The sequence below is a fragment of the Microbacterium sp. Marseille-Q6648 genome (assembly GCF_943181415.1).
Taxonomy (GTDB): domain Bacteria; phylum Actinomycetota; class Actinomycetes; order Actinomycetales; family Microbacteriaceae; genus Microbacterium.
In genome coordinates this window covers 206,832-229,420 of sequence record NZ_CALPBZ010000002.1, presented here as the reverse complement: position 1 = coordinate 229,420, position 22,589 = coordinate 206,832, and the positions used below count along the sequence as shown (strand labels likewise).

General features: G+C 70.5%; 18 protein-coding genes. 9 read left to right on the top strand and 9 right to left on the bottom strand.

The window, feature by feature from the left end; translation table 11 throughout:
- Positions 1 to 64: 64 nt before the first annotated feature.
- Genes arfA through NFR93_RS08630 form a run of 3 tightly spaced genes read left to right on the top strand, consistent with a single transcriptional unit; the run spans position 65 to position 3,975 of the window.
- Entirely contained in the window at positions 65 to 1,576 is a 1,512-nt protein-coding gene (gene arfA, locus NFR93_RS08640; RefSeq protein ID WP_251452066.1) for an arabinosylfuranosidase ArfA, read from the top strand.
- Positions 1,573 to 2,979 (top strand): glycoside hydrolase family 5 protein, encoded by a 1,407-nt coding sequence (locus tag NFR93_RS08635; protein ID WP_251452064.1) that lies wholly within the window; start codon positions 1,573 to 1,575, stop codon positions 2,977 to 2,979. Before arfA ends, NFR93_RS08635 begins: the two co-directional genes overlap by 4 nt.
- A 3-nt stretch (positions 2,980 to 2,982) precedes the next feature.
- Positions 2,983 to 3,975 carry a LacI family DNA-binding transcriptional regulator gene (locus NFR93_RS08630; RefSeq protein ID WP_353049907.1) on the top strand — a complete coding sequence of 331 codons (993 nt, stop codon included), beginning with the start codon at positions 2,983 to 2,985 and terminating at the stop codon, positions 3,973 to 3,975.
- A 49-nt stretch (positions 3,976 to 4,024) separates the two neighbouring features.
- Here NFR93_RS08630 and NFR93_RS08625 read toward each other — a convergent pair whose 3' ends face one another.
- The 6 genes from NFR93_RS08625 to NFR93_RS08600 all read right to left on the bottom strand — a co-directional run bounded on the left by NFR93_RS08625 (position 4,025) and on the right by NFR93_RS08600 (position 12,728).
- Positions 4,025 to 6,592 carry a glycosyl hydrolase gene (locus NFR93_RS08625; protein WP_251452053.1) on the bottom strand — a complete coding sequence of 856 codons (2,568 nt, stop codon included), beginning with the start codon at positions 6,590 to 6,592 and terminating at the stop codon, positions 4,025 to 4,027.
- On the bottom strand, positions 6,589 to 8,676 hold the full coding sequence (locus NFR93_RS08620) for a beta-galactosidase (RefSeq protein ID WP_251452051.1): 2,088 nt from the start codon (positions 8,674 to 8,676) through the stop codon (positions 6,589 to 6,591). Before NFR93_RS08620 ends, NFR93_RS08625 begins: the two co-directional genes overlap by 4 nt.
- A 57-nt stretch (positions 8,677 to 8,733) precedes the next feature.
- Entirely contained in the window at positions 8,734 to 9,387 is a 654-nt protein-coding gene (locus tag NFR93_RS08615; protein WP_251452049.1) for a DUF624 domain-containing protein, read from the bottom strand.
- Between the two features lie 24 nt (positions 9,388 to 9,411).
- Positions 9,412 to 10,347, bottom strand: coding sequence for a carbohydrate ABC transporter permease (locus NFR93_RS08610; protein ID WP_251452047.1), 936 nt, complete (start codon positions 10,345 to 10,347; stop codon positions 9,412 to 9,414).
- A complete protein-coding gene (locus NFR93_RS08605) occupies positions 10,344 to 11,342 on the bottom strand; it encodes a carbohydrate ABC transporter permease (RefSeq protein WP_251452046.1) in 999 nt (332 codons plus the stop codon). The genes NFR93_RS08610 and NFR93_RS08605 overlap by 4 nt, the downstream gene beginning before the upstream one ends.
- Before the next feature lie 93 nt (positions 11,343 to 11,435).
- Positions 11,436 to 12,728 carry an ABC transporter substrate-binding protein gene (locus tag NFR93_RS08600; protein ID WP_251452043.1) on the bottom strand — a complete coding sequence of 431 codons (1,293 nt, stop codon included), beginning with the start codon at positions 12,726 to 12,728 and terminating at the stop codon, positions 11,436 to 11,438.
- Between the two features lie 337 nt (positions 12,729 to 13,065).
- On the opposite strand from NFR93_RS08600, the gene NFR93_RS08595 reads away from it, so the two are divergent.
- From NFR93_RS08595 to NFR93_RS08570, 6 genes are read left to right on the top strand one after another with little or no spacing between them, the layout of a single operon-like run.
- Entirely contained in the window at positions 13,066 to 13,731 is a 666-nt protein-coding gene (locus NFR93_RS08595) for a YesL family protein (RefSeq protein ID WP_251452039.1), read from the top strand.
- Positions 13,732 to 13,762: 31 nt separating this feature from the next.
- Complete coding sequence (locus NFR93_RS08590; protein ID WP_251452037.1) at positions 13,763 to 15,289, top strand: extracellular solute-binding protein; 1,527 nt, start codon at positions 13,763 to 13,765, stop codon at positions 15,287 to 15,289.
- Positions 15,290 to 15,347: 58 nt separating this feature from the next.
- Positions 15,348 to 16,322, top strand: a complete 975-nt coding sequence (locus tag NFR93_RS08585; RefSeq protein WP_251452034.1) for an ABC transporter permease — start codon at positions 15,348 to 15,350, stop codon at positions 16,320 to 16,322.
- The gene (locus tag NFR93_RS08580; RefSeq protein WP_251452032.1) at positions 16,322 to 17,203 is read left to right on the top strand and encodes a carbohydrate ABC transporter permease; all 882 of its coding nucleotides are present in this window, start codon (positions 16,322 to 16,324) and stop codon (positions 17,201 to 17,203) included. The genes NFR93_RS08585 and NFR93_RS08580 overlap by 1 nt, the downstream gene beginning before the upstream one ends.
- The gene (locus NFR93_RS08575; protein ID WP_251452030.1) at positions 17,200 to 17,847 is read left to right on the top strand and encodes a DUF1961 family protein; all 648 of its coding nucleotides are present in this window, start codon (positions 17,200 to 17,202) and stop codon (positions 17,845 to 17,847) included. The genes NFR93_RS08580 and NFR93_RS08575 overlap by 4 nt, the downstream gene beginning before the upstream one ends.
- The gene (locus tag NFR93_RS08570; protein WP_251452027.1) at positions 17,844 to 20,489 is read left to right on the top strand and encodes an exo-rhamnogalacturonan lyase family protein; all 2,646 of its coding nucleotides are present in this window, start codon (positions 17,844 to 17,846) and stop codon (positions 20,487 to 20,489) included. Before NFR93_RS08575 ends, NFR93_RS08570 begins: the two co-directional genes overlap by 4 nt.
- Before the next feature lie 11 nt (positions 20,490 to 20,500).
- On the opposite strand, the gene NFR93_RS08565 is transcribed toward NFR93_RS08570, so the two are convergent.
- From NFR93_RS08565 to NFR93_RS08555, 3 genes are read right to left on the bottom strand one after another with little or no spacing between them, the layout of a single operon-like run.
- The gene (locus tag NFR93_RS08565; RefSeq protein WP_251452014.1) at positions 20,501 to 20,914 is read right to left on the bottom strand and encodes a glycoside hydrolase family protein; all 414 of its coding nucleotides are present in this window, start codon (positions 20,912 to 20,914) and stop codon (positions 20,501 to 20,503) included.
- Complete coding sequence (locus NFR93_RS08560) at positions 20,892 to 21,470, bottom strand: glycoside hydrolase family protein (RefSeq protein ID WP_251452012.1); 579 nt, start codon at positions 21,468 to 21,470, stop codon at positions 20,892 to 20,894. Before NFR93_RS08560 ends, NFR93_RS08565 begins: the two co-directional genes overlap by 23 nt.
- Position 21,471: 1 nt before the next feature.
- Entirely contained in the window at positions 21,472 to 22,557 is a 1,086-nt protein-coding gene (locus NFR93_RS08555; protein ID WP_251452010.1) for a Gfo/Idh/MocA family protein, read from the bottom strand.
- Between the last annotated feature and the right edge of the window lie 32 nt (positions 22,558 to 22,589).

Sequence of the window (22,589 nt, the reverse complement as noted above, 5' to 3'; positions counted from 1 at the left end):
TCCGCAGGCCGCGCCTTCGGTGACTCCGCCCCCGACCTTCCCACCTACCAGATCAGAGACATCCATGACCCGCGCCCACCTCACCATCGATCCGTCGTTCGTCGTCGGACGCGTCGACCGCCGGGTGTTCGGCTCCTTCGTCGAACACCTCGGCCGCTGCGTCTACGACGGCATCTACGAACCCGGGCATCCTCGCGCCGATGAGGACGGCTTCCGCGCGGACGTCATCGAGCTCGTCCGCGAACTCGGCGTGACGACCGTCCGCTATCCCGGCGGCAACTTCGTCTCGGGGTATCGCTGGGAGGACGGGGTGGGTCCGCGTGAGCAGCGCCCTCGTCGCCTGGACCTGGCCTGGCACTCGACCGAGACCAACGAGGTCGGCCTGGACGAGTTCGCGCGGTGGATGGACAAGGTCGGCGGCGAGCTGATGTACGCCGTGAACCTCGGTACCCGTGGAGTGCAGGACGCCCTCGATGTCCTCGAGTACGCCAACCTGCGTTCGGGTACGGCGCTGTCGGATCAGCGCGTCGGCAACGGGACGACCGAGCCCCACGGCATCCGGATGTGGTGTCTCGGCAACGAGATGGACGGTCCGTGGCAGCTCGGTCACGGCACAGCCGAGGACTACGCCCAGCTCGCGGGCAAGACCGCGCGGGCGATGCGCCAGATCGACCCCGATCTCGAGCTCGTCGTGTGCGGCAGCTCGAGCGCGCAGATGCCGACGTTCGGGACGTGGGAGCGCGTGGTCCTGAACGAGACCTACGACGACGTCGACTACATCTCGTGCCACGCCTACTACGAACCCAAGGACGGGGACTACGGGAGCTTCCTCGCCTCGGCGGTGAACATGGACCGGTTCATCGAATCGGTGATCGCGACCGCCGACCACGTGAAGGCGGTGCGCGGCAGCAGCAAGACGATGAACATCTCGTTCGACGAGTGGAACGTCTGGTACCAGTCGCGCTTCAACGAGGTCGACAAGATCACCGACGCCGAGCACTGGCCCGTGGCTCCTCGTCTGCTCGAGGACGTCTACACCGTCGTCGACGCCGTCGTCCTGGGCAACCTCCTGATCTCGCTCGTCCGCCACGCCGACCGCGTGACGGCAGCTTCGCTCGCGCAGCTGGTCAACGTCATCGCGCCGATCATGACCGAGCCCGGTGGCCAGGCGTGGCGGCAGACGACCTTCTTCCCGTTCGCCGTCACCTCGGCGCTCGCCCGCGGCGTGAGCCTCGAGCTCAAGCTCGACAGTCCGACCTACGACACCGCCGCGTACGGCGAAGTGCCCCTGGTGGACGCGGTCGCCACGCACGACGCCGAGTCCGCGCGCTCCGCGGTGTTCCTGGTCAACCGCAGTCTGACCGACGAGATCACCGTCGACATCGACGCGGGACTGCTTGCGGCGGCATCCATCGACTCGGCCCGATCGCTGTACGACGACGACATGCACGCGGCCAACACGCTCGCGGAGCCGGAGCGGGTCGGGCTCCGCGACAACACCTCGGCCCGCCTCGTCGACGGCACCGTCACCATCACCCTGCCGCCCGTGTCATGGACGGCGCTGGAGCTGTCGTGACGGGCTCGGCCACGGGGATGCTGCGGGTGGACGGGACGCGGATCGTCGACGGCTCGACGCCGGTGACGCTGCGCGGCTTCGGCCTCGGCGGCTGGATGAACATGGAGAACTTCATCACCGGCTACCCGGGAACGGAGTCCCAGCAGCGCCGGGCGCTGCAGGCGGTGCTGGGCGAGGACGGCTACGCACGCTTCTTCGATCGGTTCCTGTCGGCGTTCTTCACCGACGCCGATGCGGCATTCCTGCGCGGACTCGGCCTCAACTCGCTGCGCATCCCGTTCAACTACCGCCACTTCGAGGACGACGACGCCCCGTTCGTCATCAAGGAGGAGGGCTTCCGCCTGCTGGATTCCGTCGTCGACGCATGCGCGCGGCACGGCATCTACACGATCCTCGACCTGCACGCCCTGCCCGGGGCGCAGAACCAGCATTGGCACAGCGACAACCCCACCCAGTGGGCGAGCTTCTGGAGTCAGCGCCAGTTCCAGGATCGCGTGGTGAACCTGTGGGAGCATGTGGCCGCCCACTACCGGGACAACCCCTGGGTGGCCGGCTACAACCCGGTGAACGAGCCTGCGGATGCCGTCGGTGCCACGATCCGCCCGTTCTACGAGCGTCTCGAGGCTGCCATCCGGGCCGTGGACCCCGACCACATCCTGTTCCTCGACGGCAATCGCTACTCCACGCAGTTCGATCAGCTGGGCGACCCCATGCCCAACTGCGTCTACACCGCGCACGACTACGCGCTGCCCGGATTCGCCGACGGCGGCCCCTATCCCGGCATCAGCCGAGGCCAGTACGTGGACCGCGATCGTGTGGAGGAGACCTTCCTCGAGCGCACCCGCTACATGCGCGAGACGGGGACGCCGATCTGGGTCGGGGAGTTCGGGCCGGTCTACACCGGCGACCCGGCGCGGGACGAGGAGCGGTCGAGGCTGCTGGCGGACCAGCTGGAGATCTACGCGCGGCACGAGGCCAGCTGGGCGCTGTGGACCTTCAAGGACATCGGGCTGCAGGGCGTGCTCACCGCGGACCCCGAGTCCGAGTACCTGCGCCGCCTGGCCCCGGTGCTCGAGAAGAAGGCGCGACTCGGGGTGGATTCCTGGGGCTCGACGGATGCCGGGGTCCGCACGATCCTGGAGCCGATCGAGCGGCTGTTCGAAGCCGAGTTCCCCGACTTCCAGCCCTACCCGTGGGGCGCGCGGCGGTGGATCCACGGGCACGTCCGCCACGTCATGCTGGCCGAGGCGATGGTCGGCGATTTCGCGCGGGCCTTCGAGGGGGTCGATGCCGCACGGGCCGGCGAGCTGCCGGACGCCTTCGCCTTCGAGCGATGCCGCGTTCGCGAACCCCTCGCCGCGGTGCTGCGCAGTGCCACCGGAGTCGACGGCGCCGGACGGTGAGGTGTGGCGCGCCGGGTGACGCTCGCCGGCATCGCGGAGGATGTCGGGGTGTCGATCACGACGGCGTCGAAGGTCCTCAACGGCGCCGCTGACGTCGCTCCGGGCACGCGGGCGCGTGTGGAGCGCGCGCTGCAGACGAGCGGATACGTTCGCGGGCCCCGGACGCGCGGCGCCGACGTGGTCGAGGTCGTCCGTGGCGCGGTCCGGGACGCCTCGGCGGTCGAGGTGATCGACGGGATCCAGCGGGCGCTGTCCGCAGCCGCGTGCACGACCATCCTCGTCAGCGGGCCCGGCGCCGACGGCGATGTCCGCTGGCTGCGCGGCTGCCTCCGCCGCGCCCCGGTGGCGGTCATCGTGTTCGGGGATCCCGGCACGCGCGCGCAGGCCGTGCTGCGAGCGCGCGGCATCCGCCTGGTCATCGTCACCCTGAACGCGGGCGTCGGCCGTGGCCCCACGGCCGACGCGGTCGCGCGGGTGGGTGCCGCCGAGGCTGCGGGCGGCTTCCTCGCGATCGACCACCTGCGCACGCTCGGGCATGTCCGCATCGGCCTCGTCGCAGACCTCGCGCAGTCGGTGCGCGTCGGCCTCCGCCTGGCCGGGTGCACGGTGGCGGCCGATCAGCGGTCCGCGACGCCGGTCGAGCTCATCGAGGGGTGGGCGGGGGCGGCCGCCGCGCCCGACCCGCACGAGCAGGCGGCGCGGCTGCTGCGTGACGGCTCCCCGCCGACCGCGATCGTCAGCCTGACCGACGCGGCCGTGCTCGATGTGCTCCGGGCGCTGCGGGAGCGACCGCCGGGGGTGACCGGGGCAGTCTCCGTGATCGGCTTCGACGATGCGGTTGCGGCCCGGTCGCTCGGCCGGGTCACGACCGTCGCGATGCCCGCCCGCCGGGTCGGCGCCGAGGCCGTGCGGCTGGCGCTCGCCCCTTTTACGGAGGGAGCGCGGGCGACGACGGCTGTGGCGGTGGCGCCCGAGCTGGTCGTGCGGAGCGGGTGAGAGGCCCGCATCTCGAGGACGAGGGTGACCGTCCGCCTCCGTGCGTCGGTCAGGCCGGGTGCAGCGTGAGGACGGGGACGGTGAGCATGCCGGATGAGGTGTCGGCGGTGGCGATGTCGAGGTCCTGGAACACGAATCGCTCGCCCCACGACCGGGCGGCCTCGCGGGCGCGCCCCTCGACGTGCGGGTCGGCGGCCAGGGCGCTCGCCGCGGTGTTCGACACGGCGATCCGCAGGGTGTGCGCGCCGGCGCCGAGGACGCCGAGGTCGACGCGGTACGGCGGGCGCCACGCGACGCCCGCTTCGTTCCCGTCGACCACCACGACGGCGATCTCGCCGATCGGCGGGGCGTAGGCCGCCCGGAAGGACGGGCCCGACGCCTCCCATGGGATGCCGCCCAGATCGACCCCGTCGCCGAAGTCGATCACCGCGCGCGCGGAGTGCTCGAGCACGATCGTGCGCTGATAGACCGCCGTACCGGAGTGGTTCCGCAGGGCGGCGTCCTCCTCCCAGCGGTGCGGCAGGCGGATCGCACGCGCCGGCCCGGTTCCGGCCGCGACGGTCCAGTGGCCGTCGAGGAGCTTCCGGTCGGTGGTCGTCGGCACCGCGGGGCCGCCTGCGTCGGCGCCGGCGTCCGCCGCGCGGCGCTCGAGCGACCCGGGGGCGGGCGACCCGGATGCGCCGCTGACCGTCGTCGCGACCACCGCGTCGAACGGCTCCAGCACGACCCGCGTTGTGCCCTCGGCTCCCGCCCGCGACAGCAGCGTTCCGGATGCCGCGTGCCACACCTCCAGCGAGCGACCCGCGCCGAGGGTCCAGTCGAGCCGTTGGGGCGTGGTGTTGACGATGAGGTGAACGCGGACGCCGCCCATCTCGCGCACTGCGACGCCGACGCCGGCGGGCGGCTCGCCGAGCGGAGCCCGGCGCGCGAGTTCGGAGCCGAGACCGGTCGGGTCGAGCGCGCGTCCCAGCTCGACCCCGCCGCCCACGCGAACCACATCCGCGCCCGCCGCGATCGCCGCGCGCAGCCACGCCGCCGTGTCGTCGTCGACAGTGCCGACATGCGGGAGGACGACGATGGGGTACGCCGATGGGTCGAGTCGCTTCAGCGCGGTGTCGTCGACCAGGTCGAAGTCGGCGCCGGCCGCGCGGATCGCCGCGGGGATCGCGTCTCCGATGTGCGCGCGGCAGCGGCGGAGCAGGTCGATGCCGCCGGCGTCCTGCGTCCTGGCGAAGGCGGCATCGGCGGTCGGGAGGTACAGCGCAACCTGGCGGAAGGGGCGGCCCTGCCGCATCAGCCACGACAGCCTCGCCAGATAGCGGGTGAGCTCGGGCATCGCGCGCCACCACGGGTTGCGGTCGTCCAGGCATCCGGCGGCATAGAAGAACCACCCGAGGCCGTCGGCGTCCGGCGGCGAGTAGGGCCACCCGTGACCGACGAACTGGTTGACGCCCGACAGCAGGTGATCATGCGCCTCCGCGACGAGGTCCAACGGCGTGGCGCGGAACGACGGCGAGTGCACCCACGTCCAGGTCTCGGCCGAGACGACGGGGCGACGGTGCAGGCTCGCCGCGGACGACGCCCAGCGGCCGGGCGTGACCCGGTTCCATCCCCAGCTCTCGCCCTCGAACTCGTGCGCATGCCGGTAGCTGCTCACCGAGACAGGAGGCTCGCCGTACGCCTGGATGCGCAGCCGGAGCCCGCGGTCGTCCGCCCACTGCGCGAGCGGGGCGATGAAGTTCTCCTCGACCAGTTCGGTCAGGGTCCGCAGGCGATCGGCGCGGACCCGCTCGGCGCGCGGCCCCGCCTCGTCGAGGAGCCACAGCTCATCGAGCAGGTCGTAGCCCCGCCGGGTGCGGAACTCCTCCGGCAGGGCCGGCGTCCAGTCGGCGTGGAAGGCCTCGAGGCTGTCGCAGAACACCGAGTGGATGCTGGCCGCACCGGCGGCTTCGACGAGAGGTTCGCCCACCGCCCGCAGGTGCCGCTCGAGAGCGTCGCGCGAGCAGTGATCGAGCACCGGACCCTCGGCGCCGGCCGAGGCGCGCTTGACCTGCTGGCCGGTGAGCTTCGAGACCGCGACGCGGACGCGCCGGGCGGACCCGTGCGGATCGAGCACGACCACGCCGCCGTCCAGCGGCACGCGCTGGCGCGTGCCGCCCTCGTCCATGACGAAGGCGGCGACGGGCTCATCGCCCGGCTCGACGGGGATCGCCGTGCGGACTCCCGCGGCCGGAACCGTCAGCTCGACCCACTCCAACCGGCGGGCGGCGACGGTCGCGTCGATGTGCGGACCGCCGTACGGCCAGCCGCTGCCGAGCGTCAGATCGAACCGCAGCCCCAGTTCTCCCGCGCGCTCGGCGGCGAAACGGAGCGCGCGGCGATGCTGCTCGCCCAGGAAGGGCGGCGAGGTGGCCGTGAGCGGGTACACCGCCGCCACCTCGACGCCGCCGATCCCGGCATCCGCCATGGCGGTCAACTCCCGGTCGAGCTCGGACACGACGACGTCGGGCCCGAACCACCACCAGCGCATCATCGGCGCCGTGCTGCGGCCCGCGGCATCCATCGCCTCGATCAGGGAACGACCCGCGGTCGCCCCCGGATCCGAGGCGCGCGTCACGTCGCGGCGAGAGCGTCAGCCGGAACGGCAGCGCCCGGGCGGGTGACGGAGTCCGCACCCGCCGACGCGCTCGGCGACGCCACACGGGCGAACAGCACGCCCTGGGGCTCGAGGGTCCGCCGCGTCACGCGCTCGCCGGATTCGACGTCGGTGGCGTCGAGCTCGAGGTCGACCGCGCGGTCGCCGTGGTTGATGACGGTGACCAGGTCGCCCCGGCGAGCCACCTCGACCTGAGCGGGCAGCGCGGCGATGACGGGCTCGACTCCGGATGCTGCGACCACCGCCCCGACGAGCGCATCCACTCCGGCGGGATCGGGCATCGTCGCGACGTACCAGGCCTCGCCGGCGCCGTGACGATGGCGCGTGACGGCGGGGTGCCCCGCCGACCGGCCTTCGGCGAACGTGGCGAGAACCTCGGCGCCCACGGGCTCGACGACCTCGGCGACGAGCGTGCCCCGCACCTCGATGCCGTCCACGGTGAAGCCGATGGTCTCGCCCGTGCCGGACGTGACGCCCGCGGACTGCGCGCCGACGCCCATGCCCCCGGTCGAGGCGCCGCCGAGCGCGCCGAAGTCCTCGAAGCGGATGCCGAGCGCGCCGCCCAGCTGGGTGACGAATCCTCCGGGCCGGAACTGGTCGTGCTCGTCGACGATGTCGGTGAAGGGGCCGGTGAGCAGCGTTCCGCCGCCCTCGACGAATGCGGTGAGCGCGGCGGCGCCGGCCTCGGGCAGCAGATACAGGGCGGGGGCGAGGACGAGGTCGTAGCCGTCGTCCACCTCTTCGGGGCCCACGATGTCGACCATGATGCCGCGGCGGTGCAGTGCCCCGTACCACTCCAGCGACATCGCGAGATAGTCCAGCTGCACCGGGTGGTCCCGCTCTTCGACGGCCCACCAGTTCTCCCAGTCGAAGACGAGGGCGGCCCGCGCGTCGCGGCCGGGTGCGGGCAACTCGCCGAGCGCCGCCAGCTGGGCGCCGAGGTCGGTCACCGCCTGCCACGTCTTCGTCCGGGTGCCGGCGTGGGGGAGCATCGCCGAGTGGAACTTCTCGCTGCCCGCACGGGACTGCCGCCACTGGAAGAACATGATGCCGTCGGCGCCGCGACCGATCGACTGCGCGGTCTCGGCGGCCAGCATGCCGGCGGCCTTGCCGGGGTTGGATGGACGCCAGTTCACGGCATCCGTCGCCTGCTCCATGAGGATCCACGGGGTGCCCGGCTTCAGCGAGCGGATGAGGTCGCGTTGGAAGGCGGCGTCACGCACGCGGTGCGGGTTGGTCGGATCGGGATAGCAGTCGTCGGCGATGACGTCCATGAAGGGCGCCCACCGGCGGTAGTCGGCGGGTTTGAACGGCCCCATGAAGTTGGTGGTGATGGGCTGGGTCGCACCGGCCGCGAGGAGGATCTCGCGCTCCATGAGGTAGCACTCCAGCAGCATGTCGCTGGTGAAGCGGCGCCAGTCCAGCATCGACGACGGGTTGTGGCTGTAGGGGGCGAGCCGTGGCGGGAAGATCTCGTCGAACGATCCGTACCGCTGCGACCAGAAGCTCGTGCCCCACGCGTCGTTGAGCACCTCGATGCGCTCGTAGCGGCGGGCCAGCCAGTCCCGGTAGGCGTCGCGGGCGGCATCCGAGAAATCCATCCACAGATGGCATCCGTACTCGTTGCCGACATGCCACATCACCACGCCCGGGTGGCCGACGTACCGCTCGGCGAGACGCCGCACGAGCTCGCCCGCCAGGCGTCGGTAGGTCGGCGACGACGGCGCGAAGTGCTGGCGGCTTCCCGGCCAGTACGACGCGCCGCTCTCGTCGGCCGGCAGCGTCTCGGGATAGTTCGCGCTCACCCACGGCGGGGGCGAGGCCGTCGCGGTGGCGAGGTTCACGCCGATCCCGCCGGCGTGCAGCTTGTCGATCACGGAGTCGAGCCAGGCGAAGTCCCACACGCCTTCGCGCGGCTGGATCCGCGACCACGCGAAGATGCCGAGGCTGACGATGTTGACGCGGGCTTCGCGCATGAGGCGGACGTCCTCGTCCCACACCTCCTCCGGCCACTGGTCGGGGTTGTAGTCGGCGCCGTACAGCACGGAGTCTTCTCCTGAGGGGTCGCGAAGGATCGGATGGTCGAAGGGGAGGGGCCTCGGTCAGCGGATGCCGCGACGCGGACGCTCCGGGATGGCCACGACCGCGAGGGCGGCGCAGCCCAGGGCCGGCACCACGAGGGGCACCAGCACCCACGTCACCACGACGACGAAGCCCGCTGTGGCGGCGAGGTAGAGCGCGCCGGGGACATCTGCCGCGACGGCGCGGGGGACGGACCGTACGGCGACGCGCCACCCGGTGGCGGGCTCCCATCGGCCGGCCGCGGCGAGCACCGCCACGGCGACGACTGTCAGCCCCACCCAGCCGACGACCTCGACCGCGGGGCCGCCGGGGAGGGCTCCGGATCGGGCGAGGTCGATGTCGAGGACGAGGATGCCGGCGAGGACGACCGCCACGAGACCGACCAGCGAGCCGCCGAGCAATGCACGGCGGAGGTCGGCCCAGAACGCCGAGAGCGGCGAGCCCTCGGCGTGCACGTACCGGCGCAGGTGACGGATGCCGGCCACCAGCGCCGCGGGCAGGGTGACCAGGGGCAGTGACACCAGCGTCACCAGCAGACCGACCTGGAGCACCTCGCCGAAGAGGGCGAACTTCGCCGTCGCGCCGGGGAACCGCTCCGCAGGGCGCTCCTGCAGTGTCGGTCCCGACCCGTCGCGGTCGGCGCGCTTCGCGGCGCGGTGCTCCTTGCGGTCCATCGTGGTTCCTCGCTCTCGGCGGGGTCAGCCCTTGAGGCCCTGGGTGGCGACACCGTCGACCAGGAAGCGCTGGAAGACGATGAAGAAGAGCAGGACGGGGATGAGCGCGACGAAGGACGCGGTGACGGTGGCGCCGTAGTCGCTGGTGGAGGTCTGGTCGTTGTAGAGGCGGAGGGCGATGGGGAGGGGGTAGTTCTCGGGGCTGGTGAGGTAAAGGAGGGGGCCGAGGAAGTCGTTCCAGGACCAGATGAACGCGAAGATCGCGCAGGTGATGAGGGCGGGTTTGATCAGGGGCAGGATGATGGCCCAGAAGATGCGGATGTGTCCGGCGCCGTCGATGCGGGCGGCTTCGTCCATGTCGCGGGGCATCTGCCGCATGAATTGGACGAGGAGGAACACGAAGAACGCTTCGGTGGCGAGGAATTTCGGCAGGACGAGGGGCCAGAAGGTGTCGACGAGGCCGAGGTTGTTGAACAGGATGTACTGGGGGATGATCACGACGTGGAAGGGCAGCAGCAGGGTGCCGATCATCGCGGCGAAGAAGATCGCCAGGCCCTTGAACTGGATGCGGGCGAAGGCGTACGCGGCCAGGGCTGAGGAGAGCACGGTGCCGATGACGGCGAGGGCGGCCAGGGCGAAGCTGTTCCAGAAGAACTTCCACATCGGCACCCCGGCGATGCCTTCGGCGACTTTGAGGTAGTTGTCGATGGTGGGGTTGTCCGGGAGGATGCCGGGGTTCTGCCCGAACTCGGCGTTGGGCTTGAAGGTCGAGAACAGCAGCCATACCAGGGGGTAGAGCACGATCGCGGTGATCGCCATCAGCGCGACCAGCCAGATCGCGGTCTGCCAGGTCTTGCGCTTGACCTTGCGCTTGGTGGGCGGGACCGGGGTGGTCTGCTGGGCGGCGAACACGGGGGTCGATGCGGCGGCCGAGGTCGTCGCGGCGTTGGAAGTGCTCATCGGTTGTCTCCGGAGTAGTGCACCCAGTTGCGCTGGGTGCGGAAGAGGAAGAAGGCGATGATGGCCACCACGACCAGCAGCACCCACGCGATCGCGGCGGCGTAGCCCATCTGACCGTCGGCGAAGCCGCGCTTGTAGAGGTAGAGGGTGATGAAGTTGGTCATCCCGGCCGGGCCGCCCGAGCCGTTGCTGATGATGTATGCCGACGCGAAGACCTGGAACGCGCCGATCAGGCCCAGCAGCAGGTTGAAGAAGATCACCGGGGACAGCATCGGCAAGGTCACCGCACGGAACCGGTGGAACGCGTTCGCGCCGTCCATCTCGGCTGCTTCGTAGAGTTCCTTGGGGATCTGCTTCAGGCCGGCGAGGAAGATGACCATGGTCGCCCCGAACTGCCACACCGCGAGGATGATCATCGCCGGCAGCACCAGGTCGGGGTTGCCGATCCACCCGCCCAAGTCGATGCCGAAGAAGGACAGCGAGGTGTCGACGGGGCCGTCGCCGGCGAACATCGCCCGCCACACGATCGCCACACTCACCGACCCGCCGATCAGCGACGGGGCGTAGAACGCCGACCGGAAGAACCCCGCACCCTTGTCGCGGTAGTTCAGCAGCATCGCCACACCGAGGGCAGCGGCCAGGGTGATCGGGGTACCCACCAGCACGTACACCAGGGTGATCTGGGCGGACTGGATGAAGTTCGGGTCGTTCGTGAACAACCGCACATAGTTGTCCAACCCCACCCACCGCGGCGGCTGGAAGATGTTGTACCGGGTGAACGACAGATACAGCGAGTACACCATCGGGATGATCGTCAACCCGAAGAACCCCACCAGCCACGGCACCAGGAACCCGTACCCCGCGAGGGTCTCCCGACGCGCCCGCCGCTTGAGGCCCGGACGCTCGCCGCCGGCCTCGGGTCGGGACTTGCGCAGCAGGCCTCCGCGCGAGGACTTCTCGCCGGTGACGATCACTCTCGTGGCTGTCGTGCTCACGTTGTTCTCCAGATCGGAAGGTTCTCGGGTCGACCCCGGAGGGGCGTGGGGTCCGGGGGCGCGCAGCCGCAGCATCCGCGCCCCCGGAAGGGATTACGAGTTGAGGACGACGTCCATCTCGGTGAAGAACTGCGAGACAGCCTCTTCCACCGTGATCGTCCCGAAGTTCAGCTCGACGCCGAGCTGACGGAACTTCTCCTCGAGCGTGCCGTAGCCGACGATCGGCACCGGCGGGGCGTCGCCCAGACGGTCGGCGATCGACGCCTCGTAGTCGCGCACCTGCTGGCTGAGCGGGTCGAGCTCGGCGGCCTCGAGCGCGGTCTCCGAGGCCGGGAGGCCGCGGTTCGTGCCGAAGATCTCACCGGACTGGGGCGAGTTCACCAGGAAGTTCACCAGGGTGGCGGCGGCCTCGGGGTGCTCGGTGTTCGCGGCGATCGCGTGCAGCATCGACGGCTTCAGGTACAGGTCCTGGGCGCCCTCGACGGTGACGGGCGGGGCGACCAGGCCGAGCTCGGTGTAGCCCTCGCCGAGGTTGCCGAGGTAGCCGGCGCCGAAGTTGTCCCAGGTCAGCTCGCTGGCGGTGTTGGCCGTGTCGAAGGCGCCCAGCGGGGCGAGCTCCTCAGCGGTCTGCTGCGGGATGCCGATGCCGTCGCGGATGGGCTGGCCCGACTCCCAGAACTCGGTGAGGCGCGCCTCGTCGAAGCCGGGCTCGCCGTCCTCGCTGAAGAGGTACGAGCCCTCGGAGCGCAGCTGGAGCTCGAAGTTCTGGATGCGGCCGGTGTAGTCGCCGCCGCCCCAGAACTCGCCGCCCGCGGCGTCGGTGATCTCGCTCATCCAGTCGGTGTAGTCCTCCCACGACCCGCCGGCGAACTCTTCGACGCCTGCTTCTTCGAGCAGGACGGGGTTGGTGAACAGGCCCCATGCGTTGGTCGAGGTCGCGATGCCATAGGTGGCGTCGGCGACCACGCCGATGTCGAGGATGTTCTGCGGCAGCGGGTCGGTCTCGATGATGCCGCCCAGGAACGGGTCGAGCTCGAGCAGCAGGCCGTTCTCGGAGTACTGGCGCAGGTACGAGTAGTCGAACTGCATGACGTCGGGCAGGTTGCCGCCCGCCGCCTCGGTCTGACGCTTCTCCCAGAACTCGGGGAAGCCCAGGAAGGTGGTGCTCACCGAGATGTTCGGGTATTCCTCCTCGAACGCCGCGACGGCTTCGTTGTAGAGCTCGGCGCGCACGTCGTTGCCCCAGAACGCCAGATCCAGGCTGACTTCCTCTTCGGGGTCGAGCGTGCCGGCCGGCTCAGCGCCGCCTCCGGCGCATCCGGCCAAAGCGACGGCTGCGCCCGTCGCGAGTGCGACGGCGGCGAAAGTCCGCTTCTTGCTGAACATCCTTGTCCTCTCCTGAACGTCTGCGTTCGATTCTTCCGCTCGCGACGTTCGTTGTCCGTTGGTGCGGTGCAGGCGCGTCCTGTGTACAGGGGACTGCATGAGTCTCCGGGTGCTGGAAAGCGCTTGCCCGCTACCGTACCGGGTGAAAAAACGTTTCGCAACCACTTCTTCGGCCTGCCCGGACACGATCCGATAACGGCACCGATGGGGCGTGTGAAGGTCCGGTGAGATCCGCACGGCCCGGGTTGACTCGTTTCAATACTCGGGCTACGGTTCTCCGGAAAACGTATTCCTGGGTACCGACGGCGGTGCCACACGTTCCATCGACGGAGATCGAATGAGCACGAGCACGACGGCGGGCGCGCCCGGCACCGGCTGGGCCGTTCGGCTTCACGGCGCCTTCGAGTGGGTGACGTGGATCATCACGGTCAACGCCCTCTGGTACGGGTTCGCCCTTCTCGGTGGCGTCGTCCTCGGTGTCGCACCGGCCTCCGCCGCCGCGGCCGAGCTCACCCGGCGTCGCCTGCGCGGCGAGGCGTTCCCGGCGCTGCGGACCTTCGCGCGTGCGTGGCGCCGCGAGTTCGTCGCGGCCAATGTCGCGCTGGGGCCCGCTTTCGCCATCACCGGGATGCTGGGGTTCGGCATCCTCTCCGTGGCGCAGGCCGGCGCACTCGGCACGCCCATCGCCGTGGTGGTGATCGGGGCCTCGTGTCTCGCCGCGGCGATCACGACCGTCGCCGTGTCGATGTTCGCCCACTACGACCTGCCCCGGACGGCCTACCTCGTGACGGCCAGTCGATTCACCCTCGGCAACCTCCCTCACATCTCGCTGCTGGTGCTCGCGGCCGTCGTGGTCGTCACCGCGAGCCTGCTGCTGCCCGGCCTCATCCCGTTCGTCTCGCTCGGTGCCTGGATCACCGCGAGCACGACTCTCTGCGTGGCGTTCTTCGCCGCCAACGACCGACGGCTCGCCGAGGCGGCCGCCCCCGTACCCACCACCTGATCGAACGACACACGGAACGAAGGAGCTCCTCATGAAGCACAGCAGGAAGATCACCGGAATCGGCGTGGCCACCGTCGCCGCCCTCGCCCTCGCGGGGTGTTCGGCGGGCGGCGGCGAGGAAGCCGCCGAACTCGACAGCGTCGAGATCATGGCCCCCTACCTCGTGACCAACGCCCCCGAGGAAGGCAACGAGCTCGAGGTCGCCATCGAAGAGGAGATCGGGGTCGACCTCGACATCACGTGGGTGCCCAACTCGTCCTACGGCGACAAGGTCAACATCACCCTGGCCGGCGACGACCTGCCCCACGTCATGGTGATCCAGGGCAAGGACCCGGGCTTCGTGCGCAACGCCGAAGCGGGTGCGTTCTGGGATCTCACCGACTACCTCGGCGACTACCCGAACCTCGACACCACCTTCCCCGAGGTGCAGCAGGCATCCAGCGTCAACGGCAAGGTGTACGGGATCTTCCGCGCCCGCGACGTGATGCGCGAGGCGGTCATCATCCGCAAGGACTGGCTGCAGAACCTCGGCCTCGAGATGCCGACCACGACCGAAGAGCTGCGCGAGGTCGCGACCGCCTTCACCGAGGACGACCCCGACGGCAACGGCCAGGACGACACGTACGGCATCATCGTGCCGAAGTGGCCGGGCACCATCGGGACGAACAGCCCCTGGGACGCGATCGAGACCTGGTACGGCGCCGGCAACCGCTGGACCGAGCGGGACGGCGAGCTCGTGCCGAACTTCACCACCGACGAGTGGCTCGAGGCGGTCCAGTTCGAGCGTCAGCTCGTCGAGGACGGCGTCGTGAACGCCGACTTCGCCACGTTCGACTCGGCCAACTGGAACGAGCCCTTCCTCAACGGCAAGGGCGGCATCATCCTCGACGTGCACTCGCGCGCCGGTGTGCTGATGAGCCTGTTCAAGGAGTCCGACCCCGAGAACTTCCAGGACTACGTCGACGTCACCGGCAACCTCATCGGCCCCGACGGTGAGCTCCACGCGCTTCCCACCACCGGCTACAGCGGCTTCCTCGCCGTGCCCAAGGCCAAGGTGCGCACCGAGGCCGAGCTTCGGGCCGTGCTCGAGGTGCTCAACGACCTCAACTCCGAAGAGGTCGGGCCCCTGCTCAACAACGGCATCGAGGGTGAGACCTACACGCTCGAGGGCGACCTCGCGGTCGCCGTCGACGACGCGCCGCAGACCCTCAAGGACACGGTCATGAGCTTCGCCCAGCTCGGGATGAACGTCACCGGGTTCCAGGGCTACCTGCCCAAGCAGCCGTCCGAGTACGAGCAGGAGATGTACGACAAGCGCAAGGCGATCGAGGCGTCCGACCTGGAGTCGGCCGAGTTCGACCCGTCGGCCCCGTACGTGTCTCCCACGTACGTGTCGAAGGGCGCGCAGCTCGACACGATCGTCTCGGATGCCCGCATCCAGTACATCGCGGGACAGCTCGACCTCGCCGGGCTTCAGGACGCCGTGGAGCTGTGGCGCTCCAGCGGCGGCGACCAGGTGATCACCGAGATCAACGAGCTGGCCGGCGCCGACTCCTGATCGACGACCGGGGCGACGGTGACGTCATCGTCGCCCCGGTCTCATCGAGAGGCATCCCATGACCACCACGCTCGACAACGCCGTGACGGCGACCGAGACGATCACCGTCGAGAAGCGGACGCGCCGCCGACGCGGTGTGCGCGTGCACTTCACGCAGTTCAAGTGGCTGTACCTGCTGCTGATCCCGGGGATCATCTACTTCGTCCTGTTCCGCTACTGGCCGATGTTCGGCGCAGTGATCGCGTTCAAGGACTACGTCCCCTTCCTCGGCATCGCCGAGAGCCCGTGGGTGGGCTTCCGCCACTTCGAGGACTTCTTCGCCAGCCCCGACTTCCCGCGGCTGCTGGCCAATACGCTGATCCTCGCGCTGCTGAGCCTGCTCATCGCGTTCCCGCTGACGATCATCGTGGCTCTGCTGCTGAACGAGATGCGCCTCATGGTGCTCAAGCGCACCGTCCAGACGCTCATCTACATCCCGCACTTCCTGTCGTGGACGGTGGTGGCCTCGCTCACCTACCTGCTGTTCGCCCTCGACGTCGGGCCCCTGTTCCAGCTGATCAACGGGATGCTGGGCACAGACGTGAACTTCCTCGCCGACCCCGCGTGGTTCCGGCCCATCATCGTGCTGCAGGACATCTGGAAGAACACCGGCTGGGGAACGATCATCTTCCTCGCAGCCCTGGCCGGCGTCGACCAGGCCCAGTACGAGGCGGCCATCATCGACGGGGCGGGCCGGTTCCAGCGCGTGTGGCACATCACCCTTCCCTCGATCATGCCGACCGTCGTCGTCATGCTCGTGCTGCAGATGGGGCAGGTGCTCAACACCGGCTTCGAGCAGATCTACCTCATGACCAACTCGCTCAACCGCTCGGTGGCCGACGTGTTCGACACGTACGTCTACTTCATGGGCATCACCCAGGGCTCCTACAGCTACAGCACCGCCGTCGGCCTCTTCAAGGCCGTCGTGGGCGTCGTGCTCATCTTCGGCGCCAACTGGCTGGCGCGGCGGTTCAACCAGACGGGAATCTTCTGATGGCTCGCGAGAAGTACCGCTTCAACACCCCGGCGGGACGCGTCTTCGACGTCTTCAACGTCGCGCTCATGATCGCGGTCGCCGTCGTCGCGCTGGTGCCCTTCGTCTACGTCCTCGCGGGCTCGTTCGCCACCGAGGCGGAGCTGGCGACGCGATCGTTCTTCCTGTGGCCCGAGACGTTCTCGCTGCGCGCGTACGAGTCGATCTTCACCAGCCCCGCGTTCGTCCGCGCCATGATCACCACGATCGCCGTCACGGCGGTCGGGACCCTGGTGCAGCTCATGCTGACGGCCACGATGGCCTACCCGCTGAGCAAGGCGAACCTGCCGGGAGGACGGATCATCCTCTCGCTCATCGTGTTCACCATGGTGTTCTCCGGTGGCATGATCCCGACGTTCCTGGTCGTGAAGGACCTGGGCCTGCTGAACAACTACTGGGCGCTCATCCTCCCGATGGCGATCAACCCGTTCAGCCTGATCATCATCAAGAACTTCTTCCAGCAGCTGCCCGGCGAGCTGGAGGAGTCCGCGAAGATCGACGGCGCCAACGAGCTGCAGACGCTGTGGAGCATCATCCTGCCGCTGTCCAAGCCCGTGCTGGCGACGTTCGCCCTCTTCTACGCCGTCGGCATCTGGAACGACTTCATGTCGCCGCTGCTGTATCTCAACGACAGCTCGATGTGGACGCTGCAGATGTTCCTGCGCCAGGTGACGGTCGCGACCGACCTGTCGGTGGTCGAGCAGGACCCGACCCAGCTGCCGCCCGCGCAGGGCATCAAGTTCGCCGTGATCATCGTCGCGACCCTGCCGATCGTGCTGTTCTACCCCTTCCTGCAGAAGCACTTCGCGAAGGGGATGCTGATCGGCTCGGTGAAGGGATGACGAGCCTGCTGTACCGCAACCTGCTGCGCGACCCGGCCGACATCTCCGACTGGATCGCCGAGGGCCCGGTGGCCGCCCGCGCCGCCGGGGACGCGCTGCTGCTCTCGAGCGCGGGCGGGTTCGACGACCATTGGACGCTGTGGTGTCCCGAGGAGTTCGGCGACGGCATCCGCATCTCGTGGGAGTTCTCACCTCGGCAGGAGCCCGGCCTGGCGATGCTCTTCTTCGCGGCGTCCGCGGCCTCCGGCGGGGGGATCTTCGACCCCGGGCTGGCTCCGCGGACGGGCGCGTACCCGCAGTACCACTCGGGCGACATCCGCACGCTCCACGTGTCGTACTTCCGCCGTCGCTGGGAGGATGAACGCGCCTTCCACACCTGCAACCTGCGCAAGTCGCCCGGCTTCCACCTGGTGGCCCAGGGCGCCGACCCGCTGCCTCCGGTCGTCGATGCCCGCGAGGCGTTCTACCGCGTCGACGTCGTGAAGGACGGCGCCCGCGTCGCCTTCTCGATCGACGGGCTGCCCCTGTTCGCCTGGACCGACGACGAGTCGACCGGCCCGCACGTCCGCGGCGGCCGCCTCGGGTTCCGCCAGATGTCTCCGCTGACCGCCGCCTACCGCAATCTCGAGGTGCATTCGCTATGACCGATCCCGCCGTCACCGTTCCGCTCCGGTGGCTCGACGACGCACCGCCCGCCGACCTGCCGGCCGGTGCCACGTGGGGCGTGCCCCTGCCGCGCGGCGCCGTGACCTCGGCCGCCGATCTGCGGCTGCGCCCGGTCGGAGGCGCGGCGGCCGCGGGACAGTTCTGGCCGCTGGCCACCTGGCCGGACGGGACGCTGAAATGGGCGGGAGCCGCCCTGGGCGCCACCGCGTCGCCCGGTGACTACGAGATCGTCGCGGATGCCGCATCCCACGCTCCCGTCCCCGAGCCGGGCGTCCGCGTCGACGAGACGGACGACGGGGTGGTCGTCGACACCGGTGCCGCGCGGCTGGAGTTCGAGCTGCCCGGCGCCGGACGCGACGTCGACGTGCTGCTCCGCCGGCTGTCGCGCGGCGCGCGTGTCGTCGCCGAGAACGTGCGTTTGGTGAGCCTGCTGCAGGACGGGATGCCCGAGGGCGACGGCACACTGACGCGCGCCGCGTTCCGCTCGCGTGTCACCGCAGTCGAGGTGGAGCAGCGCGGACCGGTGCGTGCGGTCGTCCGCATCGACGGCGTGCACCGTGCCGAGGCCGGCGACCGGCAGTGGCTGCCCTTCACCGTGCGTGCGGTCGCGATGGCCGGTTCCCACGCGGTGCGGCTCGTCCACACGATGGTCTGGGACGGCGATGCCGACACGGACTTCCTCGCGGGCTACGGCCTGCGGGCCGACGTCCCGCTGCGCGCCCCGCTGCACGACCGGCACGTGCGCCTCGCCGGCGCCGACGGCGGGTTCTTCGCCGAGGCGGTGCGCGGCCTGACGGGGCTCCGCCGCGACCCGGGGCCCGAGGTGCGGGCGGCGCAGATCCGCGGCGAGCGGACCCCGCCGCTCGACCGGTGGAACCCCGAGGTGTCCGGCCGGCTCGACCTCATCCCCGCGTGGGGCGACGTCACGCTCACCCAGCTCAGCGCCGACGGCTTCGGCATCCGCAAGCGCACCGCGCCCGGCCACGCGTGGATCGACGCCGCCGCCGGCACCCGAGCCGAAGGATATGCGGCGATCACCGACCCCGAGGGAGGCCTGGGCATCGGCATCCGATCGTTCTGGCAGTCGCACCCCGGCCAGCTCGATGTCAGGGGGATGGCGGGGACCTCGGCCGAGGTGACCGCGTGGCTGTACGCGCCCGAGGCCCAGCCGATGGACGTGCGGTTCTACCACGACGGTCTCGGACAGGACGATTTCGCGACCCAGCTCGAAGGTCTCGAGATCACGTACGAGGACTACGAGCCCGGGTTCGGCGACGCCCACGGGATCGCCCGCACGCACGAGCTCACCCTGTTCGCGTACGACGCGACGCCGTCGATCGAGCGGGCGGCCGACGAGGTCGCCCAGCTGCAGCGACCCCCGCTGCTGCAGCCGACCCCCGAGCACCTGCACGCCGTGGGTGTGTTCGGCGACTGGGCACCCGCCGACCGCTCGACTCCCGTGCGCGCCGAGATCGAGGACAGCATCGACGTGCTGCTGGGCTTCTATCTCGGTCAGGTCGACCAGCGGCGGTGGTATGGATTCTGGAACTACGGCGACGTCATGCACGCCTACGATCCCGACCGGCACGTATGGCGCTACGACGTGGGCGGCTACGCCTGGGACAACAGCGAGCTCTCGCCGGACCTGTGGCTGTGGTACTCCTATCTGCGCACCGGTCGCGCGGACGTCTTCCGTCTCGCCGAGGCGATGACCCGCCACACCGGCGAGGTCGACGTCTACCACCTCGGGCGGTGGAAGGGGCTGGGGTCACGGCACAACGTGCAGCACTGGGGATGCAGTGCGAAGCAGCTGCGGATCTCGAGCCCGATCTACCGCCGGTTCCTGCACTACCTCACCGCAGACGAGCGCATCGGCGACCTCCTCACCGAGCTCCGCGACAGCGACGAGCGGTTCCTCGACACCGATCCCACGCGCAAGGTCCGGCCGGATGCCGCGACCTACCGCCCCGACCGGGGCGCGCTGGCCGTGGGGCTCGGAACGGACTGGGGCGCGCTGGCCGCGACGTGGCTCGCGGACTGGGAGCGCACCGGCAACGAGCGGTCCCGGGACCGGCTGCTGGGGACGATGGCCGACATCGCGGCCCTCCCGCACGGCTTCCTCACCGGCGAGGCCCTCTACGACATCGACGCCGGCCGCTTCGACACCGCGCGCGACCAGATCTCCGTCTCGCACCTGAGCGCCGTGTTCGGGCTCGTCGAGGTGTGCAGCGAGCTGATCTCGCTCGTCGACGTCCCGGGGTTCCGGGACGCGTGGGTCCACTACTGCCGGCTCTATCTGTCGACCCCCGAGCAACAGGCCGCCGTCGTCGGGGCTGCGCTCACCGGCATCCATCTCGAGCAGGCGCACAGCCGCCTGACCGCCTACGCCGCCGCCGCGACGGGCGACGACGCGCTCGCCGCCCGCGCGTGGGAGGCGTTCGAGGGGATCGGCGAGTGGCTGGTGCACCGGCGCGACCTCGTCATCCGTCGGATCGAGGGCCCCGAGGTGCTGCGTCCCGTCGACGAGGCCCCGAGTGTGTCGACGAACGACGCCGCGCAGTACGGGCTCGCCGCGATCCAGAACCTGGCCCTGATCGGCGCGCACCTCCCCGAGGAGTAGCCCGAGCGGGGTCAGCGGTCGCAGACGAGCGTGCCGTCGACGATGCGCAGCCTCGCCACGTGCACGGCGCTGCGGCGGGCGAGGCCGGCATCGGCGTCCTCGATCTCGCTGCCGTCCCACCAGGGGTGGGTGAAGTAGTACAGCAGTGCGGCGTCGGCCCGCACGACCGCCATGCCGTGGCGTCCGACCTGCACCCCCTCGGCGGCGGGGCCGCTCTCACCGAGGATCACCGCATCGGGCCCGCCCTGACGCTCCCACGAGACGGTGTCCGTCGAGCGGTACACGGCCATGCCGCGCCACTCGTCGGTGAGCATCCACCACACCCCGCCGAGCGAGAACACGTGCGGGCCCTCGTGGGGTCTGCCCGCTATCGCGGTGCCTTCGCCGCGCCACGAGCCCAGATCATCGGATGCCGCGACCTTCATCACCGAACCGGCGGCCTCGTCCTTGTACCAGAGCCGCCAGCCCGTCGGGGCAGCGGGTGACGGCGGCGTCGATGACGCGGTCGCTGTCGAGCGTCAGTGGCGCCCCCCGCGTCCAGGACATGAGGTCGCCGGAGGAGTACTCGACGATGCGGCGCGGATGCCCGGCCCACTGCCAGGGGATGCCGTCGATCTCGGTCAGGTACATCCGCCAGCGGCTGCCGTCGTGCACGACCTCCGGCGCCCAGTGGGTCTCGGCGACGGTGACCGGCGGGCCGTCGGGGTCGAGACGCAGACCGGCGGCGTCGGGCTCGAGGGTGCCCGCATAGTCCCAGCGCAGGCCGTCTGGACTCTGGGCCACTCCGACACGGCTGCCGTGAACCCACGCCACACCGGGGCCGGGATCGGGATGATCGGCCCGGCGCTGGGTGTAGAACATCCACCACCCGGTCGCCGGGTCGTGGACGACCGTCGGGTCGGTGGCGCCGTCGTAGATCGGGTCGCGGTAGATCTCGCCCGGAGCGGGGCCGGCAGGAGCGATGGGGCTCGGATCGATCACGTCAGGGACGAAGGTCGGTGACCGGGCTGGCGAAGCCGCGCCGGTGCGTGGGGTGGGTCGCGAGGTCGGCGGGGGTGACGGGGCGTCCATCGGCGTCCGCCGAGGCGTAGATCGCCGCGACGAGTTCGAGCGAACGGGCGGGGGCGTCGGCCGTGGGCGGCAGCGGCTGCTCGTCCAGGATCGCGTCGAACACGTCGCGCAGGAGCGGGCCGTGATCGCTGCGCTCCTCGGCCTCGGGGAAGGCCCACGCCGCGGCGTCGGTCTCGAACCCCGGCGCGGGGGTGAGCGACCAGTTCTCGTGGCCGTGGCCGTACAGATGGTCGACGGTCACCGTCGCCCGCTGCGTGTCGATGCGGAGCGAGCTCGTCTCACGCGGCGAGACCGCGCTGGCGACCACCTGGGCGACCACGCCCCGCTCGAACAGGACCGTCGCGGTCGAGGCGTCCTCGGTCTCGGTCTCGCGGTCGAGGCGCCACAGGCGCGCCTCGACGCGCGCCCAGTCTCCGAGCAGGAATGCGAGCAGGTCGAGCTGGTGGATGCCGTGACCGAGCGTCGTCCCGCCGCCCTCGGTCTCCCACTTCCCGCGCCACGGCACGGCGAAGTAGCCGGCGTCGCGGAACCATAGGGTCTGGCACTGGGCCAGGAGCGGGCGGCCGAGCGCGCCCGAGTCGAGGAGGCGCTTGACGTGCGCCGCGGCGGTGCCGGTGCGCTGCTGGAACACCACGGCGAGCTGCTTCCCCGCGGCGTCGGCGGCCGCGCGCATCTTGTCGAGCTCGTCCAGGCTCGGTGCGGGGGGTTTCTCAACGACGACGTGGGCGCCGGCGGCGAAGGCGGCCACCGTCTGCTCGCGGTGGACCCCCGGGGGTGTGCAGATCAGCACGACGTCGGGACGCTCGGCGGCCAGCAGCGACGCGAGGTCGTCGTGCACGGCGGCGATCCCGTGGCGCGCGGCGAAGTCGCGGGCGGCGTCCGGCGAGATGTCGGTCACGGCGACGAGTTCGGCGCGGGGATGGGCCGCGACGGCCTGGGCATGCAGATTGGCCACCGCCCCGGTGCCGACGAGGGCGCAGCGGAGGGTCTGGATCATGCGGTCGTGTCTCCTTCGAGGCGGCCGGAGGG